Genomic DNA, 22,136 nt, shown 5'->3' on the forward strand with positions numbered 1-22,136 from the left:
GGAAAATCACGCTCCTCCCTGCTGTCAGGCAGGCCGCGGGCACCTCCCAGGAGATTTGTAGGAAGTCAACATATGGTGGCAACCAGATGGGGTTATTCCTTGAGATATCAAGGAATGGTGTCGACGGTAACGAGAGGGTGAACTTTCCCTCGCCGGCTTGACTGGCCTTGTCTCACACGCATGTAATTCTTACTGGCAAGAAGCTCGGATCGAAGGGAGGCCGGCATGTGGAACATCCTCGGCGACGGCCCGCTCAAGCAGCCGGAGGAGCCTGACGCAGAGGTCCTGTCGCTCCTCTTCGGTGGTGGTGACGACGTCGATGAAGGCCCTCTGGCGTGGCAGGAGCGCGCGCTGTGCGCTCAGACGGACCCGGAGGCGTTCTTCCCTGAGAAGGGTGGTTCCACACGCGAGGCCAAGCGAGTCTGCGCGACCTGCGAGGTTCGTGAGGAGTGCCTCGAGTACGCCCTCGCCAACGACGAACGCTTCGGTATCTGGGGCGGCATGTCGGAGCGCGAACGGCGCAAGCTCAAGCGTCGCGCAGTATGACCCGCGCCGGCTCCGCACAGGGAGCCAGTCGGGTAGGAGCCCTGGCCGTCGTCGTGTCGGCCGGGGCGAGCCCGTTTCTGGCGCAGACACTGACCGCCGTCTCCTCCCAGACCTGCCCGCCCGACGTCGTCCTCGTCGTCGACGTCGCCTCGCGAGCCAACGGACTGGGGGACGGGACCCCGATCGAGGAGCTCGTCGAGGGCTCGGGGCTCGGTGCCGTCACGGCGGTGCGCGTCGTACGGGTCAAGGAGGCCAAGAGCTTCGGGGACGCCGTCGCCCGAGGGCTGGCCGCCTACGCCGAGCTCGTCGCCGCCGGCAACCGCAAACGTCGTGGCGCAGAGGCGGACGATGGCGCGGGCGGCTCGGACACTGACGGCGGCTCGAGCGCTTCACGCACCTCCGTGCGCGACCTTCTGCTGACCGGCTCCGGTCCCATCACCGGTCCCACCGGTGCGCTCTCGCCGATCACGTCCTACGAGCAGCAGCTCGTGGCCCCGGCTGAAGCCTCCCAGGAGGTGCCGGAGCACCAGGTGTGGTTCTGGCTCCTCCATGACGACTCCGCCCCCGAGCGGGACTGCCTCGAGCAGCTCCTCACCGCTGCGACCAACGCTCGCTCCGTGGGGATCGTCGGCCCCAAGCAGGTGGGCTGGGACAACCCCGAGCTGCTCCTGGAGGTCGGGCTGCGCGCCACCGCGTCGGCCCGGAGGGCCAACGACATCGTTCCCGGCGAGGTCGACCAGGGACAGCACGACGACCGCAGCGACGTTCTGGCCGTGGGGACGGCCGGTGCCCTCATCGACCGCGCCGTATGGGAGGAGGTCGGTGGCATTGCCCCGTGGCTCGGTCCCTTCGGTGACGGCCTGGAGCTCTCCCGCGCCGCGCGCCTGGCCGGATACCGGGTCATCGTCGAGCCCACCGCCGTCATCCGTCACCGCCGGGCCTCCTACCAGGGGCTGCGCCGGCCTGCCCACGTCTCCCACTCCTCCCGGCCCGAGGCCCGCAGCGACGCCGAGGCCATTGAGGTTCATCTCCCCGAGCCCGATCCGGAGCGGTCCTTCCGTGCTCGACGCAGTGCCCAGCTCACCAACTGGGCGGCGTTCTCGTCCCGGCCCATCGGCCTGCTGCTGACCTGGTTCGTCATCCTCGGGGCGATGCGCGCCGTGTGGAGGCTCGCCTCCAAGGCGCCGGCGCTCGCCCGCGACGAGCTCGGTGCGGCCCTGGCCGTGGCCGGCCGTGGCCGACGGGTCAAGGCGGCCAGACGCCGGCTCGCCCGGCACGCCAAGGTGCCCGCCTCCGCGCTGGGACGCCTGTACGCCACCCCGGCGGAGATCCGGGGGGTACGTCGTGACCGTACCCGCCAGGAGCGTGAGCGCCGTGCACGTGAAGCAGCTCCCAGTGAGCTCGAGCTACGTGAGCTGGCTGCCCTGGCCCGCAGCCGACGTCGGGCCCTGAGCGCCGTCATCGTGCTGGTCCTGGCGCTGAGCGCCTACGGCCTGTCCCGGCTGCTGCTCACCCGCTCGATCACCGGCGGGGCTCTGCCCCTGTTCAGCGGCGGTTGGCGACAGATGTGGGACACCGCCTGGAGCACCTGGATCGCCGCCGGTGACGGCTACCCGGGGGGCATCACCCCGTTGCTGGCCATTCTGGCCGCGCCGACCGCGCTGGGTCGGTTCGTCGGGCTCGGGGCCGGTTCCCTCGTCAGCGCTCTGGTGCTCCTGGCCGTTCCACTCGCCGCCCTGGGAGCCTGGTTCGCCGCTGGAACCATGACCCGCAAAGTCACCCTGCGGGCCTGGGCCGCACTCGTGTGGGCCCTGGCCCCCAGCGTTCTCCTGGCTCTGGGACAGGGGCGCCTCGGTGCGCTGCTGGTCCACCTCGTCCTCCCCTGGGGGCTGCTGGCCCTGGCCCGTGCCGTGGGCGCCGACCGGCGAGACCTCGTCCTGTCTGGACTCGTAGGAGCCCACCTGCTCACTGACGAGGAGCGTGCCGAGCTCGACCGCTTCTCCGCTGAGAAGGTCACCGACCTCGCCCATCTCGACGAGGAGGCGCAGGCGGCGGCGAGTGCCGAGGACGCGGCTGATGCCGATGACGGGGCCCGCGACCCCGGAGGCGGTGATGAAGCCCAGGAGAGCTTCCGCGAGAGCAATGAGCCCGATCATGTCTCCGACGCTTCCGACTCGGCGGACGGCGAGACCGCGGCCGACCCGCCTCGGGCCGAGAAGTACGGCTACGGGTCGGCTACGGCGGCCGCTGTCGCCGGTCTGCTGCTGAGTGTCGTCGTCGCGGCCGTTCCTGCCACCGCGGCCGTGCTGGCCGTCATCATTCTGCTGCTGTCCGTGACGACCCGGCGCGGGTTCAAGCTCATCCTCACCCTCGTGCCCATGGTGGTCACCGCCGCCCCGGCCTGGTGGGGCGCATGGCGGCTGGGGCAGAGGACCGGCTGGGCCGAGGGCCTCCGACTGCTGCTGACTGACATCGGTCTGCCCGTCTCCGCGCCGACACCGAGCAGCCTCGACCTGCTCGCCGGCTCGCCGATAGCCATGGACGCCATGACCGGCTCCGGGGCCCTGAGCGTCCTGGTCCGGGTACTGCTCCTGCTCGTCCCGGTCCTTGGCGTCATCGGCCTGTTCGTCTCCCGGCGCGTGCGGGTGGCGCGCACCGGTATCCTCCTGGCCCTGGGGGGCCTGATCCTGGCGGGGGTCTCGCTGCGCACGCCCACCGGTCTGGGCGGTGACGTCACCGGGGCCGGACTGGCTCCCGTCGACGGATGGGCCGGGGCCGGGACCTCCCTGGCGCTGAGCGGCTTCCTCGCCGCGGCCCTGCCCGCCGGTGAGGCCGTCTGGAGCATGATCGGACAGCATCCCACCGGTGGCCGCACGGCGGCGGTCAGGAGCCGAGAGGGCGCCAAGGCTTCCGATGTCTCCTCTGCGCTGTCCGTGCTGCCGGCACTGTCCGGCGGTGGCACGCGGCGGCTGAGGACGACCTTCGTGGCTGCTGCCTGCCTCATTCTGCTCGCTCCGGTGACGGTCGGCGCCATCTGGTCCCACCAGGCCCACCGCGGCAGCAATCATCAGGTCCTGGCGCTGCACCCCGTCACCCAGCAGGTCCCCCTCATCGCCGAGCAGTTCCAGAGCTCGGGAACGGCCGGTCGGGTTCTCAGGCTCACCTCCACCTCCGAGGGGCTTCAGGCCACGATCTGGCGTGGGCCCGGTACCCAGGTCAGCGACGTCCTGCCAGGTGTGGTCAACGCCGAGGCGCGCAGCCGTGCCGCAGGCGCCCTGACCGACCCCGCCCTCAAGCCCACTGCCGGACGCAGGACGGAGTTCCGCACCGCCCCCACGGGCCAGAGCCTTGTTCTGGAGGACCCGGCCGACGCCGAGCTCGCCCAGATCGTCACGCGAGCCACCGCCGGGCAGGACAAGCAGGTCGCCGATGACCTGGCGGCCCACGGCATCGCCGTCGTCCTGCTCACCGACAAGGAGGCAGACGCCGTCACCGCAGAGGCCCGTGTGGGCCTGACCTCCACGCCCGGCCTGGAGCAGCTCGCCCAGACCGCCTCGGGCAACTCCTGGCGCGTCACCTCCTCGGCACATCCCGACTCGTCCCGACTCAGCCTCATCGACGCGGGCGGAGAGGTCACCTCGGTCGCCTCCACCGGTGCCGGTTCCGGGACCCGCACGCGTATCCCGGCCGGCTCGGGCACCCGCACCCTCGTCATGGTGGAGCGGGCCGACGCCGGCTGGAGGGCCACCCTCGACGGTCGTCCTCTCCAACCCACCACGGTTCCCGCCCAGGACGGCAGCTGGAAGCAGGGCTTCGCCGTCGGCGCCGAGAGCGGGGAGCTGGTCATCACCCACACCCGCAGGTCCACTGCCGCCGCCACCTACGTGATCTGGGCCGTCTGGGCCCTGACCCTCGTGGCGGCGCTGCCTCTGCGACGCGGAAAGGAAATGGCCTCATGACTCAGCCCCGCGATGACGACGACACCAGCCGGAGGAATCGGCGGAGCCGGCAGGACCGTTCCGAGCCGCAGGCACCGCAGAGCGAGGCGACGGGTCCGGTCGTGTACCAGCCCGGTGACGAGGACGCCGTCGAGCACGCCATCGACAGCGCCGAGAGCCGGGACGAGGTCCAGGACGGTGGTCAGCACGCTGACCACGATGACGGCCGGGACAGTGACGCCGACGAGCAGGACTCCTCTGAAACCGCCGAGAGCACTGAGACCACGACGGACAGCAGCGATGAGCCGGTTGACGCGGCTGACTCGGCTGATACTGAGGATGCCGCTGATGCCGCGGACTCCGACGCCGAGATTCCGGGCGGTGAGGAGCCCGATGCCCCGTCCGGGAAGCCTCGAAGGGGTCCCAGGCGGCGCCACCGCACGGTGGGGCGGTCGATTGCCCGCGGTGTCGGCGTCCTGAGCTCGGTCACGCTCGCCGCTGCTGTTGGAGGAGTCACTTGGTGGGGCCATGCCGCCCCGACCACGCCGACCCCGCCGCTGAAGGCACTGAGCCTGGCACAGCCTGGAGCCGCCAGCACCTACGTGTGCCCTCACGCCCCTACCAACACCCTGCGGGGCACTGACGTCGGTGCGATGGAGTCCACCACCACCATCCTTCCCGCTGACGGGGCCCAGACGATCCAGTCCGCCACCTACGTCGGCCAGGCCGTCCCCACCGACGCCGTCACCTCCCTGAGTGCCGCCGAGGGCGGCATCCTCACCCTCGTCCCCGCTGCCGGTCAGGTGGCCAACGCTGTCGGATCGGTGACCACCCTGACCCAGAGTGGCGATCTTCGCGGGCTCACCGCCGCCCCCTGCGGCCAGCCGGCCGCCATGTCCTGGATCGTGGGCGGCTCCATCTCCGCGGGCTCGTCGGCCGAGCTGCGCCTGACCAATCCCGGCGCCACCCCGGCCACGGCGAAGGTGAACCTCTACGGCTCCGTCGGCCGCCTCCCCCTGCCCAGCAACGGCGAGGTCACTGTGCCCGCGGGCGGCTCCTCCTCACTGACCCTGGAGACGAAAGGCAGCCAGGACCCGCGCATCGCCGTGTCCATCGAGGCCGACGGGGGATCCGTGGTGCCAGCGCTCGTCACCGAGTCCCTCGACGGAGAGACCCCCGCCGGTACCGATGTCCTCACCCCGGGGGCCGCCCCGGCCACCGACCTCGTGGTCCCCGGCGTCGAGATCGCCGAGCCCGCTTCCCAGGGGGAGGTGCCCGACGCCACAACCGGCGCGGACTCCTCCGACACCCCGGCCGTGCGTGTCGTCAACCCCGGGCAGGCCCCGGCGACCGTGTCGGTGACCATGCTCGGCAAGGACGGGGCCCGTCCGCTGGCCGGGGCACAGTCGGTGACTGTCGACGCAGGCTCCGTCTTCGACATCTCGCTGGCCGGTGTACCCGCAGGCACCTACGGTGTGCAGGTCACCTCCAGCGCCCCTGTGGGAGCGGCTGTTCGCATGGTTCGCAGTGCCGGTGAGTATCCCGAGCGCTCCCAGGCCCTTGTCCATGACCAGGCCTGGGCGCAGGCCGGCCTGCCGGGCGCCGCCGACTCCGGCCTCCTGGCAGTGCCGCGCGCGGCCTCCCTGACCTCCGCGGTCACCGTGGCCAACAGCGGTCCGGCCACTTCGGTCGCCCTGTCCTCCCTCGACGGCTCATGGACCCAGGACGTCGCCGTCGCCAAGGGCAGCGCCGTCGTCGTCGAGGTGCCGGCCGAGGTCGCCGCCGTCCGACTGAGCACGGCCGGGCAGGAGGGTGCTGCGAGAACGTCTCAGGCCCCCAGCGGCCTGGCCGCCGCCACGATCGTGACAGCGCAGGCGGGGGGAGACCTGGCCGGGACGCTCGTCTCCACGGTGCCCGCCCAGCCCGACGCCGCCGCCCAGGCCCAGCGCCGCATCCTGCTGGACTGACGGCCATTCTCTCCGCCGAGGCCCTTGGCACCGAGCCGTGTGTTTCTCGCGTGATCCCACGGAAACTCTGCCCGGCTACGCGAAGAATGCCCGGCTCGGGGAGCCGGTTCTACAGGCTTGAGCCCGGGTCGATCTCCTCGGGCCTGCGCCCCAGCATGAGGGCCACCTGCTCGACGACGACCCGGCGCACCAGGTCGGCCAGATTCGCCTCGTCCGTGGCCCGGGAGGCAACCGGGCGCCGGTAGATGACGACCCGGGCAGGCAGCCCCGCGCGCGGTTCCGCGGTGAAACCGCGTCCCAGCACCACTGAGCGCTCCCAGGGCGCTGGGTCTGAGGGAGGTACCTCCTCGACCGCGAACTGGATCTGGTCCACCGACGGCCAGCGTCTGGCCAGGTCCTGGGCCGAGTCCACGACGAGCTCGTCGAAGCGCTCGGCCCGGGTGCGCCAGGCCGGTAGGTTCGGCGGCAGAAGCGGCCCGCGTAGTCCCCGACCGTGACGATCACGACGCCTGGCCGGGCGCCGAGCCGCCTCAGCGGTGGATCTCGGCGGAATCGGCCCGAGCGAGAAGGGGAACAGGTCGGTCACGTCCGCCAGCCTAGGCGCCGTCTGGATGACCGCCGGGCAGCGGCACGGTAACCTGCGGGCGTGAGAAGAGTCCGACACTGCCGCAAGCCCGGCTGCGAGCGCCCAGCCGTGGCCACCCTGACTTCCGTCTACGCGGACTCCACCATCGTGCTGGGGCCGCTGGCCACCGAGGCCCAACCCGAGGCCTACGACCTGTGCGAGAAGCACGTCTCCTCCTTCACCGCCCCCCGCGGCTGGCAGATCATCCGCCTGGCCACCGAGTTCGAGCCGGCGCCCCCCAGCGAGGACGATCTCCTGGCCCTGGCCGACGCCGTCCGCGAGGCCTCCCGCGCCCCACGCCCCGTCGCCTCGCCCGCCGAGCACAGGCCTCGTCCCGGTGGGATCATGCCGGCCTCCCTGACCGCCCCGCTGCCGCCCCCGCCCGAGGTCGCCGAGGACGAGATCCTGCGGCGCGGCCATCTGCGGGTTCTTCGCGGGCAGAAGGACGACGCATGAGCGGGCAGGCCGGCGGCTCGGGACCCGAGCAGGTGCCGGCCCTTTCCCCGGCACTGAGGAGCATCTTGCGCTGCCCCCTGAGTGGCAACGAGCTCGTGGACGGCGTTGACGACGCCGGCCGCCCCGCCCTCATCTCCCAGACCGTGGGCCTGGCCTACCCGGTGCGCGACGGCGTCCCGATCCTCCTGGTCCACGAGGCGCTGCGTGCCCCGGTGCGGGCACATCAGCCACAGGACTGAATCGGCGTCGAGCCGAGGCCCCTTGTCGGACGGGGCCGTCCCTCAACGCCGTCGGGCCTCTCGGCCGATCTCATAGGGCGGGCGCGCCATGTCCCGGAGCACGTCCTCCTCCAGGCGGCGGTCGCGACTCTCCAGCACCAGCTCACGGTTGCGCCGCTCGGTGAGCACCGCGGCGAGGAAGCGCTCAGGGTGGGTGTCCACAGGCGGCGGGGGAGAGACGTATGCCTGGACCTGGGAAGCCAGCTCCAGCCCCAGCCGGTGGCGGGAGCCGGGAGCCAGGTCGGAGGTTCGTTGCAGGAAGGTCCGGGCCGTCAGGCTCAGCCCTCCGGGCAGGGCGTGCAGGTCCGCACCCGCTGCCCACTTGGTGAGCTCGGGGGGCATGAGCAGAGGCGGGGCCGCGGAGGAGCGGTGCCGGTCACGAACCACGTAGGTGCCGGCCAGCATGTCTCCGAGCCGTTTTCCCCGCTTGGAGACGATGCTTGTGCACACGGCCGGAACTGCCCAGGTCGACCAGATCTCGACGACGGCGAGCAGGGTCCGCACCAGGCAGTGGCGCAGCCTGATGGTACCGCCGTCATCGCGCACCACTCGGGTACCGGTCACCATGCGCCCCAGGCTCCTGCCCCCGCTGAGGAGCTCGATGAGCAGGGGGATGACGATTCCCCAGGCGAGGGCGACCAGAGCGAGGACCGCGCTGATGAAAGCGGCGTTCTCGGCCAGTGCCGCCTCGAGGTCGCCACCGACGAGGAGAACCAGCGCCACGAGCGTGGACAGGGCGCCGCCCAGGGAGTAGACCGTGTAGTCGATGAGCCCGGAGGCGATGCGATTGACGACCGTTGCGGGGATGATCTCCACGGCGACGGCCTCGCCGGTGACCATGAGCTCGCGCTCGATCATCCGCTCGGAGGATGTGGACGGTTCGGTCACCATGACAGACTCCTTGCGTGGATCTTGATGCCTTTGTTGCTGCGCACCGTGATCAGTGGGAACGCCTTGACGTGCTTGTGGCGCGCCGCCATCTCAGCGGCGGCGAGACCGACGAGCTCGTGGCCCTCTACCGCACCTGTGCCCGCCACCTGTCGCGGGTGCGCTCGGCGGCGCCGGATCCGCAGATCATCGCCGAGCTGTCCTCCCGGGTGGCGACGGCCCGTGGCCGCCTGACCGGGACCCGGGAGGTGAGGACCCACACGGTGCGTCGGTTCGTGCTTCAGGCCGTGCCGGCGGCCCTCTACCGGATCCGCTGGTGGACCTGCGGGATCATGGTCGCCGAGATCGCCCTGGCGCTGGTGATGGGAGTGTGGACCCTGCACAGCCCGGAGGCCATGGCCGCCCTGGGCAGTCCCGAGAAGCTGGACCAGTATGCCCACGAGGCCTTCGAGTCCTACTACTCCAACTACTCCGCCCCAGACTTCGCGGCCCAGGTGTGGACCAACAACGCCCGGATCGCGGCGATCTGCGTGGCCAGTGGGATCACCGGGATCCTGCCGCTCTGCATGCTCTACGCCAACGCTGTCGCCCTGGGGCAGACCGGGGCGATCATGGCCGACCATGACATGCTCGGGGTGTTCTTTTCGCTCATCTCGCCTCACGGGCTGCTGGAGCTGACCTGCATCTTCGTCGCGGGCGCTGCCGGCCTCAAACTGTTCTGGACCATGCTGGTCCCCGGTCCCCGCAGCCGTTCGGCGGCGTTGGCAACGGAGGGCCGTTCCCTCATCACGGTGGCCGTGGGTCTGACCGTGGCCTTGGCCGCCGCCGGCATCATCGAGGCCTTCGTGACACCGGCCCCCATTCCCTGGCCGGTCAAGATCACCATCGGGGCCGGCGCACTGGCGCTGCTGTGGGCCTACACCCTCATCCTGGGGCGCTCCGCCGTCGCCGCGGGGGTCACGGGAGACCTCGAGGAGAGCGAGGCCGGCTACGTCCAGCCCGAGGCCGGCTGACCGGTGCGCCGCAACGGGTTGTCTCACAGCCGCCCCGCCGCCTTGAGATCCAGGTAGCAGTCGGCCAGCGCCGGGGCGAGGCCCTGGTCCGGGGCCTCGACGACCTCGACCCCGCTGCGGCGCAGGCGACGGCGCACGGCATCCAGCTCCACCAGGTCCTTCTCGGCCGACGCCGCCACGTAGACGGAGTCGGCGTTGTCACGCGAGGCCCGCAGCTCCTCCAGCTCGGGGTCCAGCGCCGAGGCGAGGACGACCGTGTGGTCGCGGGCCAGCGTCGTCAGCGTCCGGATCATCGCCGCGTCCCCACCACTGCCGTCCAGGGCGGAGACGACGACGACCAGGGCCCGCTGTGAGAGTACAGTGCGCACGCGGGAGGCCAGGAGTGTCCAGTCGAGCTCGGTCAGACGCGGCTCGACGTCGGTGAGGTGCTCGGCCAGCTCCGTCATGAGAACCGGCCCGGTACTGCCCCGCACCTGGGTGCGGACGGCATCGTCTATGGCCAGGACGTCGACTCGGTCTCCGGCGCGCGAGGCCAGGGCGGCCAGCAGCAGGGCCGCCTCGATCTGGGCGTCGAGTCGTGGGGCGTCCCCCAGGCGGGCTGCGGACAGTCGACCTGAGTCGATGACGATGAGGACGCGCCGGTCGCGCTCCGGGCGCCAGGTGCGCACCAGGACCTCTCCGCGGCGGGCGGTGGAGCGCCAGTCGATGGATCGTACGTCGTCGCCGACGACGTACTCGCGCAGGGAGTCGAACTCGGTTCCCTCGCCACGCACCATGACCGCGCTGCGCCCGTCCATCTCCCGCAGCCGAGCCAGGCGCGAGTGCAGGTGGCGACGCGACCGGAAGGCCGGTAGGACCCGGACGGTGGCCGGAACAGTCAGGGATGCCTGTCGTCCCGCGATGCCCAGAGGGCCGGCGACCCTGACGGTCAGCGGTCCCGCCTCGCGGTCGCCCCGACGTCGAGGCGTGAGCACCGTGGAGTGCCGGCGACGCTGAGCCGCCGGGATGGTCATCCGACCGCGCTCGTTGGAGGCCCCCGCGCTGGGCGGCCAGGCGTCGCGCAGCAGGAGCCGAACCGTGCGCCGTCCGGTGTTGGTGAGTGTCAGCGTTGAGGTGATCGACTCGCCCAGCCGCACCCCGTGGCCCACTGAGCGCGAGGCCCGCAGCCGGCGGGGCGAGGGCGCGCAGACGACGTCGATCACGATGAGCACCACCACGACGCCCGCCCAGGCCAGCACGGTTGCCGGGCGCGGCGCGATGACGGCCAGGGCGATCCCCGGGAGGAGCGCCCACACGGCGCGCATCGTCAGGAACATGCCACTCCTGTCGTGAGAGTCGGTCAGGTGATCGGTTCGGTGCGCTCTCGGCCGACGCCTCAGCGCGGCACCGGCACGGTTCGCAGCACGGACTCGATGACGGACTGAGGGGTGACACCCTCCATCTCGGCCTCGGCGCGCAGCTGGATGCGATGACGCAGGGTCGGTAGGGCCAGGGCCTTGACGTCATCGGGCGTGATGAAGGACCGACCGGCGAGCCATGCCCAGGCCCGCGATGCGGCCAGGAGCGCGGTGGCTCCGCGGGGCGAGACCCCCAGCGCCACCGATGGCATGGAGCGGGTGGCGCGTACCAGGTCCACGGCGTAGGCCAGCACCTCCGGGGTCACCCCGACGGTGCTCACCTGGGCACGGGCCAGAGCCAGGTCCTCAGCGCCGGCCACCGCCTGTAGCCCGGCCGACGGCAGGTTGCGCGGGTCGAAGCCCGAGGCGTGGCGGGAGAGCACCTCGATCTCCTGAGCCCGTTCGGGAAGAGGCAGCACCAGCTTGAGCAGGAACCGGTCCAGCTGAGCCTCTGGCAGCGGATAGGTCCCCTCGTACTCCACCGGGTTCTGCGTGGCGATCACCATGAACGGGTCCGGCAGGCTCCGGGGCTCGCCGTCGATGGAGACCTGGCGCTCCTCCATGGCCTCCAGCAGCGCTGACTGCGTCTTGGGCGGGGTGCGGTTGATCTCGTCGGCCAGCAGCAGATTGGTAAAGACCGGTCCGGCTCTGAAGGAGAACTGGGCGCTGCGGGAGTCGTAGACGAGGGACCCGGTGACGTCACCGGGCATGAGGTCGGGGGTGAACTGGATCCGTTTGGTCTCCACGTCCAGCGCGGTGGCCAGCGAGCGCACCAGGAGGGTCTTGGCCACGCCGGGAACTCCCTCGAGCAGAACATGCCCGCCGGCGAGCAGGGCGATGACCAGTCCGGTGACTGCGGCCTCCTGGCCGACGACGGCCTTGCCGACCTCGCTGCGCACGGCCACCAGCCGCCTGCGCGGGTCGGTGCCGGCATCGGGCTGGCCGCCGCCCTTGGCACTGGGAGTCTCCAGGGTGCTCGGGTCCGGTGGGGGAGAAGACGGGTGGGGGGCGCCGGTGCCTGTGCCACCCGCGGCGCTCGGCTCGCGGGTGGGGTCGGTGCTGTCCGTGCTCATGCGGAGTGAACCTCGCTCTCGAGTTGGTCAAGCTGAACGGCCAGGGCGGCCAGGGCCCTGTCGTTGGTGGGCGGCGGACCGTAGAGAAGGGAGTCCACCGTGGCGGGATCGATCCCGGAGGCCCGCGCAACGGCGTCCACCATGTCGCGGCGCGGTGTCCCGAGGGGCAGTCCGAGCGTTGTCCCCAGACGCAGCGCGGTACCCGAGCGCAGCGCCTCGGCCGCCCGAGGACGGTCAGAGCCCTGACGGTAGAGGCTGCCGCGCGCCAGCGTGGTCTCGGTGGAGCGCACGACGGCGGGCAGGTCCTCGCTCACAATGCGGCCGAAGCGACGGCCCTGGACGATCGCCAGCACGCCGGCGATCACCATGAGCTGGAAGATAAGGACCGGCAGCCAGGGAGGTGTGGACGGGGAGTTCCACACGGTGGGGTTCTCCAGGTGCTGGCCGTCCAGCCACAGGACATGGTCGTGGTGACCGAGTGCACGCACGGCCATGGCCGCGTGACCCTCCTGAGCCAGGTGCGCGTTGGTGACCGGCCCGGGGTCGGGCAGGACCCGTAGCGTGGCTCCGCTGGGAAGGGGGTCAGTGGCATAGGCGTAGCGGTCATCACCCACTGGGAAGCAGCCGACGGCGTCGTCGTCGCCCTGCAGCGACACCGAGGCGTGCGCGCCGGCCAGTCCCTGGGCGGCGCGCGCATCGGCGTCGGCGCACTGCGGTGCCAGAGTGGTGGAGGCGGGCGCCGCAGTGCCCTTGCTGGTCATGTCCGTCAGTCCCGCCAGGGCGTCGCTGCCGCCCCTGGCGCCGATGATGACGATGTCTCCACCCGCCTGGGCCAGGGCCTGCTTGTCCTCCGAGCTGAGACGGTGGGCGTTGACCACGGCGATGGTGGCCCCGCGCCTGCTCGCCACGCGCGCCTCGGAGATGCTGCCGGCCTTGCTCACGGAGATCCCCTCGTGGCGCAGCAGCTCGGCCACGGCCATCGTCCCCGGGCCCTTGGGATTGTCGATCGCCAGCAGGGTGCTGGAGGTGGTGCGCGTCATCCACAGAGTGATGAGAACGGGTAGGAGCAGGAGAGCCAGGACGATGACGATCGGGCGCCACCGGTGCCAACGCTGGGACCAGCGAGGATTGGTCACCTGGTCGGCAGGGGCGTCGACATCGGTCTGGGAGGGCGGCTGCGCGGGTTGTGATGACGTTGACGTGGGTGTGCTCATACGGGTGCCCCCGGGCCTGCTGCAGTGGCTCCGGCGAGGGGGCGCCCGGCAGGGAGCGTGATGGTGACCACCTGGGCGGCGAGCTCACGCATCTGCCGGTCCTGGGACCGGGTGGAGACCACGTGACCATAGAGGACGGCGTCGAACAGGTGCGCGGCCTCATGCAGGGGAGTCACGACCGGGTGTGTTCCGAGTGCCCGGTGGGCGAGCGCGGCCGCCTCCAGGGCCGTCATGCCTGGGTACTCATCGATGATCCCGCGCTCGTCCAGGGATCGGATGATAGCCCGGAAACGTTCGACGACGGCGGTGGCGAAGTCGGACCGCTCGGCGGCCTCATCGGCCGCCCGGGTCAAGGTGGCGGCGTCGCGGTCGTCGGTGAGCACCGACAGCGACGGCGTTGCCACCCGGCGTGCCGAGGAGACCCTGGTGACAAGGAGGATCAGCAGTGCGACGACGATGGCGACGACGGTGACGACGATCGCCGTCGACACCCAGGAGGGAACCCCGGGGACCATGCTGCCGGTGTCGAGGTGGTCCAGGATCCAGTCCCGGATCCGCTGCCACAGGCCAGGTCCCTGATGGTAGATCGGACGGGAGAGCTCCTTGCTCGCGGCCCGCCGGGCCTCGTCGGCGTCGGGGGTCGCCGGGGCCTTGGCGGCGTAGACCGCACTGACCGCCCCGGCGGCGCCGTAGCGCAGGAAACCAGGGCTCCGAGCGAGACTGACGGAGGGAACGGTGCGCAGCACGGGCGGGTCACACCCCGGCGGCGCGTCGCAGCTCCACGTCCAGACCCTCCGAGCGCATCCGCAGGTCGGTGTAGATGAGGGCGCGGACAGCGGAGTCGAAGGGAAGTGTGGCAGCAGTGACGATAGTGCCGAGCAGCACCGAGAAGGCCAGGGTGAGCGTCTCGACGCTCGGCACTGTGGCGGCCAGTATTCCTGCCAGGAGGCTCACGGGAGTCGTCGCTATACCGGTGGCGAAGACGATAATGATGACGGACAGCAGCTGGATGCCCACGATCCTCCAGAAGTTGCCGCGGGTCAGGGTCCACGACCGGGAGATCCCCTCGAAGACGCCGACGTTCTCCAGGATGAGGGCCGCCGGTGCCAGGCACAGTTTGCAGTACAGGGCGAACACCCCTAGGCCGACAAGCACTATGAGGATGAACAGGCCCAGGAACGCCAGGAGGACGGTGGCCGCGGCCCCTTGGCGGGAGGAGCCCTCGACCATGCCGGGGACGCCGAGGGCGAAGACAACAGCGACCCAGATCCCGATGGCCGCTGCCATGACGGCACTGAGGATGAGCTGAATGATGACCGCCTGGCCGATGAGCGCCCACACGCGCGGCTTGGTCCGTTGCCACACATCGCCCAAGGACGCCTTGCGGCCAAGAATGGTGCGCGAGACGGTCACGATGAGCAGGCCGGTGAGGATCGAGGAGGCGAGCATGGTCAAGATGCTGCTGATGGCGGACTGGGCGTAGAGCTCCAGCAAGGATGACAGCTGCTTCTGCACGTCGGCGTCGCTGGGCTGTCCGGAGGACGAGTAGAGCGAGGTGGTGCCGAGCCGGTTGAGGGAGTAGACGGATCCCGCCGCGGAGATGAGACCGACGATCGTCATCACGGCCAGCGAGGGCACGAACATTGCCTTGGGATTGGCGCGCAGGGACTCGAAGGCGCCACCGAGGATCTCCCCGATGGACAGGGGGCGCAAGGGGATGATCGACGGCTTGGGCGCCAGGGCCGATGGGTTGCCGCCGTACCCCGGGTACCCGGCGGCGCCGGGGTAGGAGGCGTAGCCGGCGCCGTAACCGGCGGAGTCCGTGTAGCCCTGATACCCCTGTCCGCCGTCTGCCCCGTAGCCCGGCTGACCGACCGGCGGTGTCTGATAGCTGCCGTAGCCGGGCGCCCCCTGTGGCGGGTAGGACGAGGCGCCTGTGAACGCCTCGGAGCCTGGGGCCTGCCATCCGTCCTGGTCGCCTCCGACGAAACCACCACCGGAGGGGGCGGAGGCCTCGCGGTCCGGGTCGCCGCTCGGGTTGACGTCGTCAGAGTGGGGCTCGGTACTCATGGCCCCATGCTGTCATGTCATCACGTCGTGGCGCCCTCCCCCTGGAGGAGGAAATCGCACGCCCGGCTGCGCACCCGTCTCGCTCGGGCGTCAAGACCTGCTCAGGATGGGCTTAGGAGCCGCCGTGAAGATCACGGTTTGGCCGCAATAATTCCAGCTCCGGCGCACGCTGACGCCATTTTTTCCCGTAACTGAAGGGAAACTCTTAAATTGCTGAGGGAACTGTGGGTGTCATCTCGGCATTGCAGATGTCCCTCGGGTCCCGGGGCTCATGCCAAGATACGGGCTATGAGCACGCGCATTCTGGTCGTCGACGACGATGCATCCCTGGCCGAGATGATCGGCATCATGCTGGAGTCGGAGAGCTACACGCCCACCCTTTGTCATGACGGGGCCAAGGCCTTGGACGCCTTCCATGAGGTCAGCCCCGATCTCGTCCTTCTCGACCTCATGCTCCCGGGGCTCGACGGCGTCGAGATCTGCCGGCTCATCCGCTCCGAGTCCGACGTGCCGATCATCATGCTGACGGCGCGGACCGACACCCAGGACGTCGTCGCCGGTCTCGAGGCCGGGGCGGACGACTACGTGACCAAGCCCTTCAAGTCCAAGGAGCTGCTGGCTCGTGTCTCCACCCGTCTGCGTCGCACCAACCCGGGTGCGGCCGAGCACGTGCGTGCCGGGGACCTCGACATCGACGTCGCCGGTCATCAGGTCAAGCGCGGGGAGACGGTCATCGCCCTGACTCCGCTGGAGTTCGAGCTGCTGGTGACCCTGGCCCGCTCGCCGTGGAAGGTCTTCACCCGCGAGGAGCTGCTCAGTCAGGTCTGGGGCTACCAGCACCCGGCCGACACCCGCCTGGTCAATGTCCACGTCCAGCGCCTGCGGGCCAAGATCGAGAAGGACCCCGAGCGCCCCTCGATCGTGGTGACGGTGCGCGGTGTCGGCTACAGGGTCGGCGAATCCGCGTGAGCGACGGCGCATCGGGCGCCCTACAATGAACCCGATGCGTAATTCAGGGGGCACGTCGATGGGGCCATCGATGGGCACGGAGGAACGGGTCGTCCGGCGTCTGCCCCTGCCGGGGCTGCTGCGCCGCAGCCTTGAGGTGCGCATGGTGTGCACCGCCACCGTCATCGGTCTGCTGCTCATCGTGCTGCTGCTGACCTTCGTGACCGACCGGATCCGGTCGGAGGTGTTCGCCGACCAGCGCGACGTCATTCTCGCTGACGCCGCGTTGCGCGCCAGCGTCGCCCAGGCCGAGTTCGACTCCACCACCGCCGTCACCGTCGACGAGGTCTCCGCCACCGCGGAGCAGCAGGTCAACGGTGCCAAGAACTCGATCTCCTCCTCAGGCGGAGTGGGCGTCCTCATGCTGCGCAACAAGGAGGAGACCTCGACGACGGTCGTCAACGATCTGGAGACCGACACCCGACTGCGCTCCCTCATCACCGACGAGATGTCCCGAGCCCTCGACGAGGGCGGGGCCCGCTCGCAGTACTGGCAGTCGGTGGCCGTCCCCAATGACGAGGGCGGCACGGACCCGGGTCTCATCGTCGGTACGCGGGTGAGTCTGCCGCTGGCCGGGGAGTACGACCTCTACCTCGTCTACAGCCTGGCCAGCGAGCAGCGCATCGTCTCCCTGGCCTCGCGCAACATCACCATCGGCGGTCTGGGCTTCCTGGCCATCCTCATCGTGGTGGTGTGGGCCTTCACCCGCTGGGTGCTCAGCCCCGTGCGGCACACCGCCCGGGCCGCCGAGCGCCTGGCCTCCGGGCTGCTGGCCGAGCGCCTGAGCATCGAGGGCGAGGACGAGATCTCCACCCTGGCCAGATCCTTCAACCATATGGCGGCCTCGCTGGAGGACCAGATCGAGCGCCTGGAGTCCCTGTCCAAGGTGCAGCGCCTCTTCGTCTCCGACGTCTCCCACGAGCTGCGCACCCCGCTGGCCTCGATCCGCCTGGCCACCGAGCAGATCCAGGACGCGCGCGAGGAGATCTCCGACCCCTTCGCCCTGCGCAGCATCCAGGTGCTGTCCAGCTCGGTGGACCGGTTCGAGACCATGCTCACCGACCTGCTGGACATCTCCCGCATCGACTCCGGCAACGTCAAGCTCCGTCTGGAGGAGGTCGACCTCGCCCAGGTCGTCGACACCGTCATCGAGACCACCCAGTTCCACTTCGACGCCACCGGGACCGAGCTGCGCCTCCACCTTCCCGAGGAGCCGGCCACCGCCGAGGTCGACGTCACCCGTGTCGAGCGCATCGTCCGCAACCTCGTCGTCAACGCCCTCGAGCACGGTGAGGGCAAGCCGCTGGACGTCACCGTCGCAGTGGACGACGACGCGGTGGCGGTGCGGGTGCGCGACCACGGCATCGGGATGAGCCCCGACGTCGTCGCCAAGGTCTTCGACCGCTTCTACCGCGCCGACCCCTCGCGCAAGCGCAGCCTGGGAGGGACCGGTCTGGGCCTGTCCATCGCCATGGAGGACGCCCGTCTGCACGGTGGCCGCTTGTCGGCCTGGGGATGGCCGGCCGACGGCGCCTCCTTTCTGCTGGTCCTGCCCCGCGCTCAGGGGGCCGACGGCGGCCCGGGCCGGCTGAGTGGCCCCGGCCCCCTCGAGCTCGTCCCCGAGGACGCGCCTGCGGTGGCCCGCGCCGGTATCCCGGTTGACGAGGACTCGTCCTTCTCCCCGGTCGGCCCTCTGGGGCCGGCCCCGGCCACGCGCCGGGCGCGCCAGAGCGTCGTCCTGGGCGACATCCCCCTGGCCGGGGAGAGCCACGACGCGGTCACCGAGGACGTCGGCCGTGTCGTCGTCGTCCTGCCCGGTCAGGAGCCGGTCACCCGCACGCCCGAAGAGGCCGATGAGGAGGGCCGGCGCCGATGAAGCAGCCGATGCATCGCAACGCGCTCGCCGAGGGCCGCGAGCACGCCGGGGGCCCAGAGGGCCGGGACCCCGGGGGGAGCCTTGTGACCCCATCACTGACGCGCCGTGGTGCGCTGGGAGTGCTCTCGGCCGCCGCAGGCGTGCTGGCCGGGTGCACGGCGCTGCCGAGCTCCAGTGGCGTCACCCGCTCCGGGGTGGCCGCCTCCGACACCAATGCGCTCATCGAGACTGCTCCCGGGCCGGGTGAGGGCGACTCCGCCGAGGACGTCGTCAACGGATTCCTGCGCGCCGCCATCGCCGGATTCTCCGACGACTTCACCACTGCCAAGCAGTTCCTCACCGAACGCACCGCCGCGCAGTGGAAGCCCCTGGAGACGGTGAGTGCCTACAACGGGTCGACCGAGCCGCAGGTCTCCGTAGCGGCCGACGGCTCCTTCAAGGTGACCTCCGGGCAGGTGGGGGTCCTGGACTCCCTGGGTGTCTTCACCCCCGCCCAGGAGGGGGCCACCTATGTCGGTGAGTTCTCCCTGGCGACCAACTCCACCGGGCAGTGGCGCATCACCGGGCTGCCTCACGGGATCCTGCTGCCCTTCTCCCGGCTCATGCAGAACTTCGCGGTCAGCTCCCTGGCCTTCCTGTCGCAGGACCGGACCAGATTCGTCTCCGAGCTGAGGTGGTACCTGCGCAGCTCGCAGGCCGACTCCCTCGTCTCCGGGCTGCTGGCCGGGCCCTCCTCCTGGCTGTCGGGCGGGGCCTTCACCCTCATCCCGCGCAACGCCGAGCCGGCCGGCCGGGGCGTCGTCGTCGAGGCCGGTACCGCCACCGTTCACCTGAGCGCCGACTCCGACCCCGCCTCGGAGGACTCCCGCCGGCTCATGGTGGCTCAGATCGAGCAGAGTCTCGTCCAGATCAGTGGGATCGACCGGGTCCGGGTGCTCGCAGGCACCGTCGATCTCGGTGCGCCCGCCCAGCTGACGCCGATGGCCCCGGAGGTCGGTGGCATCGTGGGGATGTCGGAGGGCGCCGTCGTGCGCGGTACGGGTTCGAGCCGCGTCACCCTGGCGACCGATCGGGCCCTGGGGACCGGCGATGCCCGCAGCCCGAGCCTCGGTGCGGACGGGACCGTCTACGCGCTGTCGGCCTCCAGCCTGCTGCGTCTGCCTCAGGGGCAGGACTCCGCCAGCGTCATCCTGTCCGTGGGGGACCCCTCCGCGGGCGCCGGGGGACTGGGCGCGCCGCTGGGAGACCGGCACGGCTGGGCCTGGCTGCTGGCCGAGGGGCAGCTCACCGCCGTCAACGGCTCGGGGCAGCGCGCCTCCCTGGAGTCATCCTGGCTGCAGGAGGCCGCCATCGCTGCCTTCGACCTGTCCGTGGAGTCCGAGCGGATCGCCGTGCGGCGATCCGACGGCCGGGTTGCCGTTGCCGTCATCATCCGGGAGCAGGACGGCCGCCCCAAGGGGCTGGGGCCCGCTCTGGAGATGCCTCGCGCCGGTGGCGCGGGCACGAGCGGCATCTCCTGGTGCGCCCCTAACGCCGTGTGCGTCCTGGCCGACAGCAGCGCCGAGGGGAGTGGCGTGCCCGAGGTGCGCCTCGTCCAGATCGGCGGTGCGGTCAACACGCTCGTGGGTGTGAAGGAGGCTCATTCCGTCATCTCCGACCGCTCCGAGGAGTCCCTCCTCCTCATCGGCGACGGTGGCAAGACCTGGCAACGCCGTGGGGCGATGTGGAGGGTGCTCACCTCGGAGGTCACCGATCCCTCCTTCCCGCTTCCCTGACCCACGGTCCCGCAGTGGTCCCGCACACGTGATTCCGGGTGCCCCCAGTCGCATGGAACCGTGGAACACCCGGAATCAGGGCCGGTTGGGCCGGGCGCGATGCAGGGCTAGAGCACCTGTGCGTCCAGGCGGATGACGCCGTAGGTCCATCCGTGGCGGTGATAGACGGCGCACGGCTGCTTGGAGGACTTCTCGATGAATAGGTAGAAGGGGTGTCCCACGAGCTCCATCTGGTAGAGGGCCTCGTCGACGGTCATCGGCCTGGCCTCGTGCAGCTTCTGGCGCACGATCACCGGGGAGTCGCCGAGCTGGGCCTCAACCGCCACACCGGGCTCGGTGGGGGCGGAGGGGGAGTCCTCGATCGGCGCGTCACCGGTCTCGGGAACGACGGGCTCGTCCGGGACGGGTGCCGCCTGGAGCCCCTCGTTCAGGGCGGCCACGGCGTGACGGCGGTGGTGGTCCTTCTTGCGGTCCCGAGCCCGGCGAAGGCGCTCGGTCAGTTTTCCCATGGCGATATCAAAGGCGGCGAAGCGGTCCGAGGAGGATGCCTCTGCCCGAATGACGGGGCCCTTGGAGACGACGGTGATCTCTACTCTCTCGGCGGTGTCGGCCTGACGCGGGTTGCGCTCGTGGGTGACCTCCACCTCGACGCGCTGGACCCGGGGGTCGAACTGCTCTACCTTGACGGCCTTGTCCTCGACGTAGTCGCGCAGGCGAGAGCTGATCTCGGCATTGCGACCGACGACGGTGATATCCATGGTGGAACCTCTTTCTGGGCTCGTGGGCCGGTCCTGAAGGACCGTGTGCGACAAGTACCCGCCACTTCTCACGGCGGGATCGGGACTGGTGTCATCACCTCCTGTCACCTCGTGAAGGGCCCTGGAGCACCGAGGCGGGGACCCGGTCGACTGTCCTTGTCGACGTCGGGAATCGCCTGTGCGTTGTGCCACATAAGGTACACCATGTGGGGCTGTTCACGCGTCCCTTTCATGCGCGCCGCGCCCTGAGGACACCTCTGATCGCCGCAGGCGGACAGGTCCTAGGGAGCCGTATCAATGATCGAGGCACGTGCTGCCGCGGCCATTGCGACGGCCGCGGGCCTGGCCGGGACCGTGACGCGCGCGTGCGCCGGCGGCGGGGCGGCACTCAGAGTCAGGGCGCCCAGAACCCGGCCGCCGGCTGTCTCCAGCGCCCGGGCGCAGGCGCCCAGGGTGGCTCCGGTGGTGACGACGTCGTCGATCAGCAGGACCGGCAGCCCGGCGACCGGAGTCAGCAGACGCGGGGCGACGGCGCGATTACCCCGCCGCTGACGTGCCGAGCGACCTGCCTGATGGGCCCCGCCGCCCCGGCGACGCAGCAGATCCGTGCTCAGCACGAGTGGCGCGCGGCCCCCAGGAGCCCACTGCTCAGCGATGCCCTGAGCGACGACGTCGGCCAGGTGTGCCGCCACCAGCCGGCCGCGCAGCCGACGTACGGCACCGGAGGGGGCGGGGACCACGAGCAGGGCCCGGGCGGCGGGGGAGGGAGAGGCCCAGATCTCCTGTGGCGGGTGCGCCCGCGCCCACCAGCGCCCCAGACGCCGACCGGAATGCGCCATCACCTCCGTCAGGTCCTCCCGTGAGCCGTTCTTCCACCCCAGGACCATGGTGCGCATCGGCCCGGTGTAGGTCGCCAGAGACAGGATGGCGAGGTCGCCCGCGGCCTCGGCGTGCTCGACGGTGAAGGGTTCGCTCTCGAGCAGCTCGCGGCACTGTGGGCACAGCGTCGTCTCCCAGCGCCCACAGCCCGCGCAGCTGACCGGCAGGCCCAGGGACAGTCCCGGTGAGAACCCGGTGGACAGTCCGTCCAGCAGGCGGCGGGCGGCGGAGGGCTGAGGGGCGGGTGCGCGGTGCGTCATGCCCTTCACTGTGCGGGCTGCTGCGGTCCTGCCGCTTTCGAGGATGCCCGCGGTCCACAGCGGGACGGGCCGGGGGCTGTCATCATGGCCTGTGGCTCCGTGCCCGTCCCGTGTC

The 22,136-nt window shown here is 70.8% G+C and carries 18 protein-coding genes; 9 read left to right on the top strand and 9 right to left on the bottom strand.

What is annotated here, in order from left to right; translation table 11 throughout:
• Window positions 1–225 precede the first annotated feature (225 nt).
• From HMPREF9056_RS01730 to HMPREF9056_RS01740, 3 genes are read left to right on the top strand one after another with little or no spacing between them, the layout of a single operon-like run.
• Window positions 226–546 (top strand): WhiB family transcriptional regulator, encoded by a 321-nt coding sequence (locus HMPREF9056_RS01730; RefSeq protein WP_003779817.1) that lies wholly within the window; start codon window positions 226–228, stop codon window positions 544–546.
• Entirely contained in the window at window positions 543–4,505 is a 3,963-nt protein-coding gene (locus tag HMPREF9056_RS01735; RefSeq protein ID WP_009402259.1) for a glycosyltransferase, read from the top strand. The genes HMPREF9056_RS01730 and HMPREF9056_RS01735 overlap by 4 nt, the downstream gene beginning before the upstream one ends.
• Window positions 4,502–6,451: a DUF5719 family protein gene (locus HMPREF9056_RS01740; RefSeq protein WP_009402260.1), complete on the top strand. Its 1,950-nt coding sequence runs from the start codon at window positions 4,502–4,504 to the stop codon at window positions 6,449–6,451. The genes HMPREF9056_RS01735 and HMPREF9056_RS01740 overlap by 4 nt, the downstream gene beginning before the upstream one ends.
• A gap of 109 nt (window positions 6,452–6,560) precedes the next feature.
• Here the strand turns inward: HMPREF9056_RS01740 and HMPREF9056_RS14015 are convergent, their stop codons facing one another.
• Window positions 6,561–7,037: a metallopeptidase family protein gene (locus HMPREF9056_RS14015; RefSeq protein WP_034513318.1), complete on the bottom strand. Its 477-nt coding sequence runs from the start codon at window positions 7,035–7,037 to the stop codon at window positions 6,561–6,563.
• A 60-nt stretch (window positions 7,038–7,097) separates the two neighbouring features.
• Here HMPREF9056_RS14015 and HMPREF9056_RS01750 point away from each other — a divergent pair, with 60 nt between their 5' ends.
• Window positions 7,098–7,532, top strand: a complete 435-nt coding sequence (locus tag HMPREF9056_RS01750) for a DUF3499 domain-containing protein (RefSeq protein WP_034513320.1) — start codon at window positions 7,098–7,100, stop codon at window positions 7,530–7,532.
• Complete coding sequence (locus tag HMPREF9056_RS01755) at window positions 7,529–7,771, top strand: Trm112 family protein (RefSeq protein ID WP_009402263.1); 243 nt, start codon at window positions 7,529–7,531, stop codon at window positions 7,769–7,771. Before HMPREF9056_RS01750 ends, HMPREF9056_RS01755 begins: the two co-directional genes overlap by 4 nt.
• Before the next feature lie 42 nt (window positions 7,772–7,813).
• On the opposite strand, the gene HMPREF9056_RS01760 is transcribed toward HMPREF9056_RS01755, so the two are convergent.
• Window positions 7,814–8,701 (bottom strand): RDD family protein, encoded by an 888-nt coding sequence (locus HMPREF9056_RS01760; protein ID WP_009402264.1) that lies wholly within the window; start codon window positions 8,699–8,701, stop codon window positions 7,814–7,816.
• A 14-nt stretch (window positions 8,702–8,715) separates the two neighbouring features.
• Here HMPREF9056_RS01760 and HMPREF9056_RS01765 point away from each other — a divergent pair, with 14 nt between their 5' ends.
• The gene (locus HMPREF9056_RS01765; protein ID WP_034513322.1) at window positions 8,716–9,711 is read left to right on the top strand and encodes a stage II sporulation protein M; all 996 of its coding nucleotides are present in this window, start codon (window positions 8,716–8,718) and stop codon (window positions 9,709–9,711) included.
• 23 nt (window positions 9,712–9,734) lie between these two features.
• Here HMPREF9056_RS01765 and HMPREF9056_RS01770 read toward each other — a convergent pair whose 3' ends face one another.
• From HMPREF9056_RS01770 to HMPREF9056_RS01790, 5 genes are read right to left on the bottom strand one after another with little or no spacing between them, the layout of a single operon-like run.
• Window positions 9,735–11,027: a DUF58 domain-containing protein gene (locus tag HMPREF9056_RS01770; RefSeq protein WP_009402266.1), complete on the bottom strand. Its 1,293-nt coding sequence runs from the start codon at window positions 11,025–11,027 to the stop codon at window positions 9,735–9,737.
• 59 nt (window positions 11,028–11,086) lie between these two features.
• Window positions 11,087–12,181, bottom strand: a complete 1,095-nt coding sequence (locus tag HMPREF9056_RS01775; protein ID WP_009402267.1) for a MoxR family ATPase — start codon at window positions 12,179–12,181, stop codon at window positions 11,087–11,089.
• Window positions 12,178–13,395, bottom strand: a complete 1,218-nt coding sequence (locus tag HMPREF9056_RS01780; protein ID WP_009402268.1) for a DUF4350 domain-containing protein — start codon at window positions 13,393–13,395, stop codon at window positions 12,178–12,180. The genes HMPREF9056_RS01775 and HMPREF9056_RS01780 overlap by 4 nt, the downstream gene beginning before the upstream one ends.
• Window positions 13,392–14,141, bottom strand: coding sequence for a DUF4129 domain-containing protein (locus tag HMPREF9056_RS01785; protein WP_009402269.1), 750 nt, complete (start codon window positions 14,139–14,141; stop codon window positions 13,392–13,394). The genes HMPREF9056_RS01780 and HMPREF9056_RS01785 overlap by 4 nt, the downstream gene beginning before the upstream one ends.
• Before the next feature lie 7 nt (window positions 14,142–14,148).
• A complete protein-coding gene (locus tag HMPREF9056_RS01790) occupies window positions 14,149–15,465 on the bottom strand; it encodes a membrane protein (protein ID WP_009402270.1) in 1,317 nt (438 codons plus the stop codon).
• A 288-nt stretch (window positions 15,466–15,753) separates the two neighbouring features.
• On the opposite strand from HMPREF9056_RS01790, the gene mtrA reads away from it, so the two are divergent.
• From mtrA to HMPREF9056_RS01805, 3 genes are read left to right on the top strand one after another with little or no spacing between them, the layout of a single operon-like run.
• The gene (mtrA, locus tag HMPREF9056_RS01795) at window positions 15,754–16,434 is read left to right on the top strand and encodes an MtrAB system response regulator MtrA (RefSeq protein WP_009402271.1); all 681 of its coding nucleotides are present in this window, start codon (window positions 15,754–15,756) and stop codon (window positions 16,432–16,434) included.
• A 34-nt stretch (window positions 16,435–16,468) separates the two neighbouring features.
• Entirely contained in the window at window positions 16,469–18,349 is a 1,881-nt protein-coding gene (mtrB, locus tag HMPREF9056_RS01800) for an MtrAB system histidine kinase MtrB (RefSeq protein WP_034513325.1), read from the top strand.
• Window positions 18,346–20,124: a GerMN domain-containing protein gene (locus tag HMPREF9056_RS01805; protein WP_009402273.1), complete on the top strand. Its 1,779-nt coding sequence runs from the start codon at window positions 18,346–18,348 to the stop codon at window positions 20,122–20,124. Before mtrB ends, HMPREF9056_RS01805 begins: the two co-directional genes overlap by 4 nt.
• Before the next feature lie 107 nt (window positions 20,125–20,231).
• Here HMPREF9056_RS01805 and raiA read toward each other — a convergent pair whose 3' ends face one another.
• Window positions 20,232–20,882, bottom strand: coding sequence for a ribosome-associated translation inhibitor RaiA (raiA, locus tag HMPREF9056_RS01810; protein WP_009402274.1), 651 nt, complete (start codon window positions 20,880–20,882; stop codon window positions 20,232–20,234).
• A gap of 281 nt (window positions 20,883–21,163) precedes the next feature.
• Window positions 21,164–22,021 carry a ComF family protein gene (locus HMPREF9056_RS01815; protein ID WP_009402275.1) on the bottom strand — a complete coding sequence of 286 codons (858 nt, stop codon included), beginning with the start codon at window positions 22,019–22,021 and terminating at the stop codon, window positions 21,164–21,166.
• Between the last annotated feature and the right edge of the window lie 115 nt (window positions 22,022–22,136).

The organism is Actinomyces sp. oral taxon 170 str. F0386, assembly GCF_000195595.1.
In the GTDB taxonomy this organism is placed as follows: domain Bacteria; phylum Actinomycetota; class Actinomycetes; order Actinomycetales; family Actinomycetaceae; genus Actinomyces.

Excerpts from the sequence above, each read along its gene's own strand:
- HMPREF9056_RS01780 (WP_009402268.1), bottom strand. The coding sequence starts at position 13,395 with ATGAGCACACCCACGTCAACGTCATCACAACCCGCGCAGCCGCCCTCC.
- HMPREF9056_RS01770 (WP_009402266.1), bottom strand. The coding sequence starts at position 11,027 with ATGTTCCTGACGATGCGCGCCGTGTGGGCGCTCCTCCCGGGGATCGCC.
- HMPREF9056_RS01755 (WP_009402263.1), top strand. The coding sequence starts at position 7,529 with ATGAGCGGGCAGGCCGGCGGCTCGGGACCCGAGCAGGTGCCGGCCCTT.
- mtrA (WP_009402271.1), top strand. The coding sequence starts at position 15,754 with ATGAGCACGCGCATTCTGGTCGTCGACGACGATGCATCCCTGGCCGAG.
- HMPREF9056_RS01790 (WP_009402270.1), bottom strand. The coding sequence starts at position 15,465 with ATGAGTACCGAGCCCCACTCTGACGACGTCAACCCGAGCGGCGACCCG.
- mtrB (WP_034513325.1), top strand. The coding sequence starts at position 16,469 with ATGCGTAATTCAGGGGGCACGTCGATGGGGCCATCGATGGGCACGGAG.
- HMPREF9056_RS01735 (WP_009402259.1), top strand. The coding sequence starts at position 543 with ATGACCCGCGCCGGCTCCGCACAGGGAGCCAGTCGGGTAGGAGCCCTG.
- HMPREF9056_RS01815 (WP_009402275.1), bottom strand. The coding sequence starts at position 22,021 with ATGACGCACCGCGCACCCGCCCCTCAGCCCTCCGCCGCCCGCCGCCTG.
- HMPREF9056_RS01775 (WP_009402267.1), bottom strand. The coding sequence starts at position 12,181 with ATGAGCACGGACAGCACCGACCCCACCCGCGAGCCGAGCGCCGCGGGT.
- HMPREF9056_RS01805 (WP_009402273.1), top strand. The coding sequence starts at position 18,346 with ATGAAGCAGCCGATGCATCGCAACGCGCTCGCCGAGGGCCGCGAGCAC.
- HMPREF9056_RS01730 (WP_003779817.1), top strand. The coding sequence starts at position 226 with ATGTGGAACATCCTCGGCGACGGCCCGCTCAAGCAGCCGGAGGAGCCT.
- HMPREF9056_RS01740 (WP_009402260.1), top strand. The coding sequence starts at position 4,502 with ATGACTCAGCCCCGCGATGACGACGACACCAGCCGGAGGAATCGGCGG.
- HMPREF9056_RS01760 (WP_009402264.1), bottom strand. The coding sequence starts at position 8,701 with ATGGTGACCGAACCGTCCACATCCTCCGAGCGGATGATCGAGCGCGAG.
- raiA (WP_009402274.1), bottom strand. The coding sequence starts at position 20,882 with ATGGATATCACCGTCGTCGGTCGCAATGCCGAGATCAGCTCTCGCCTG.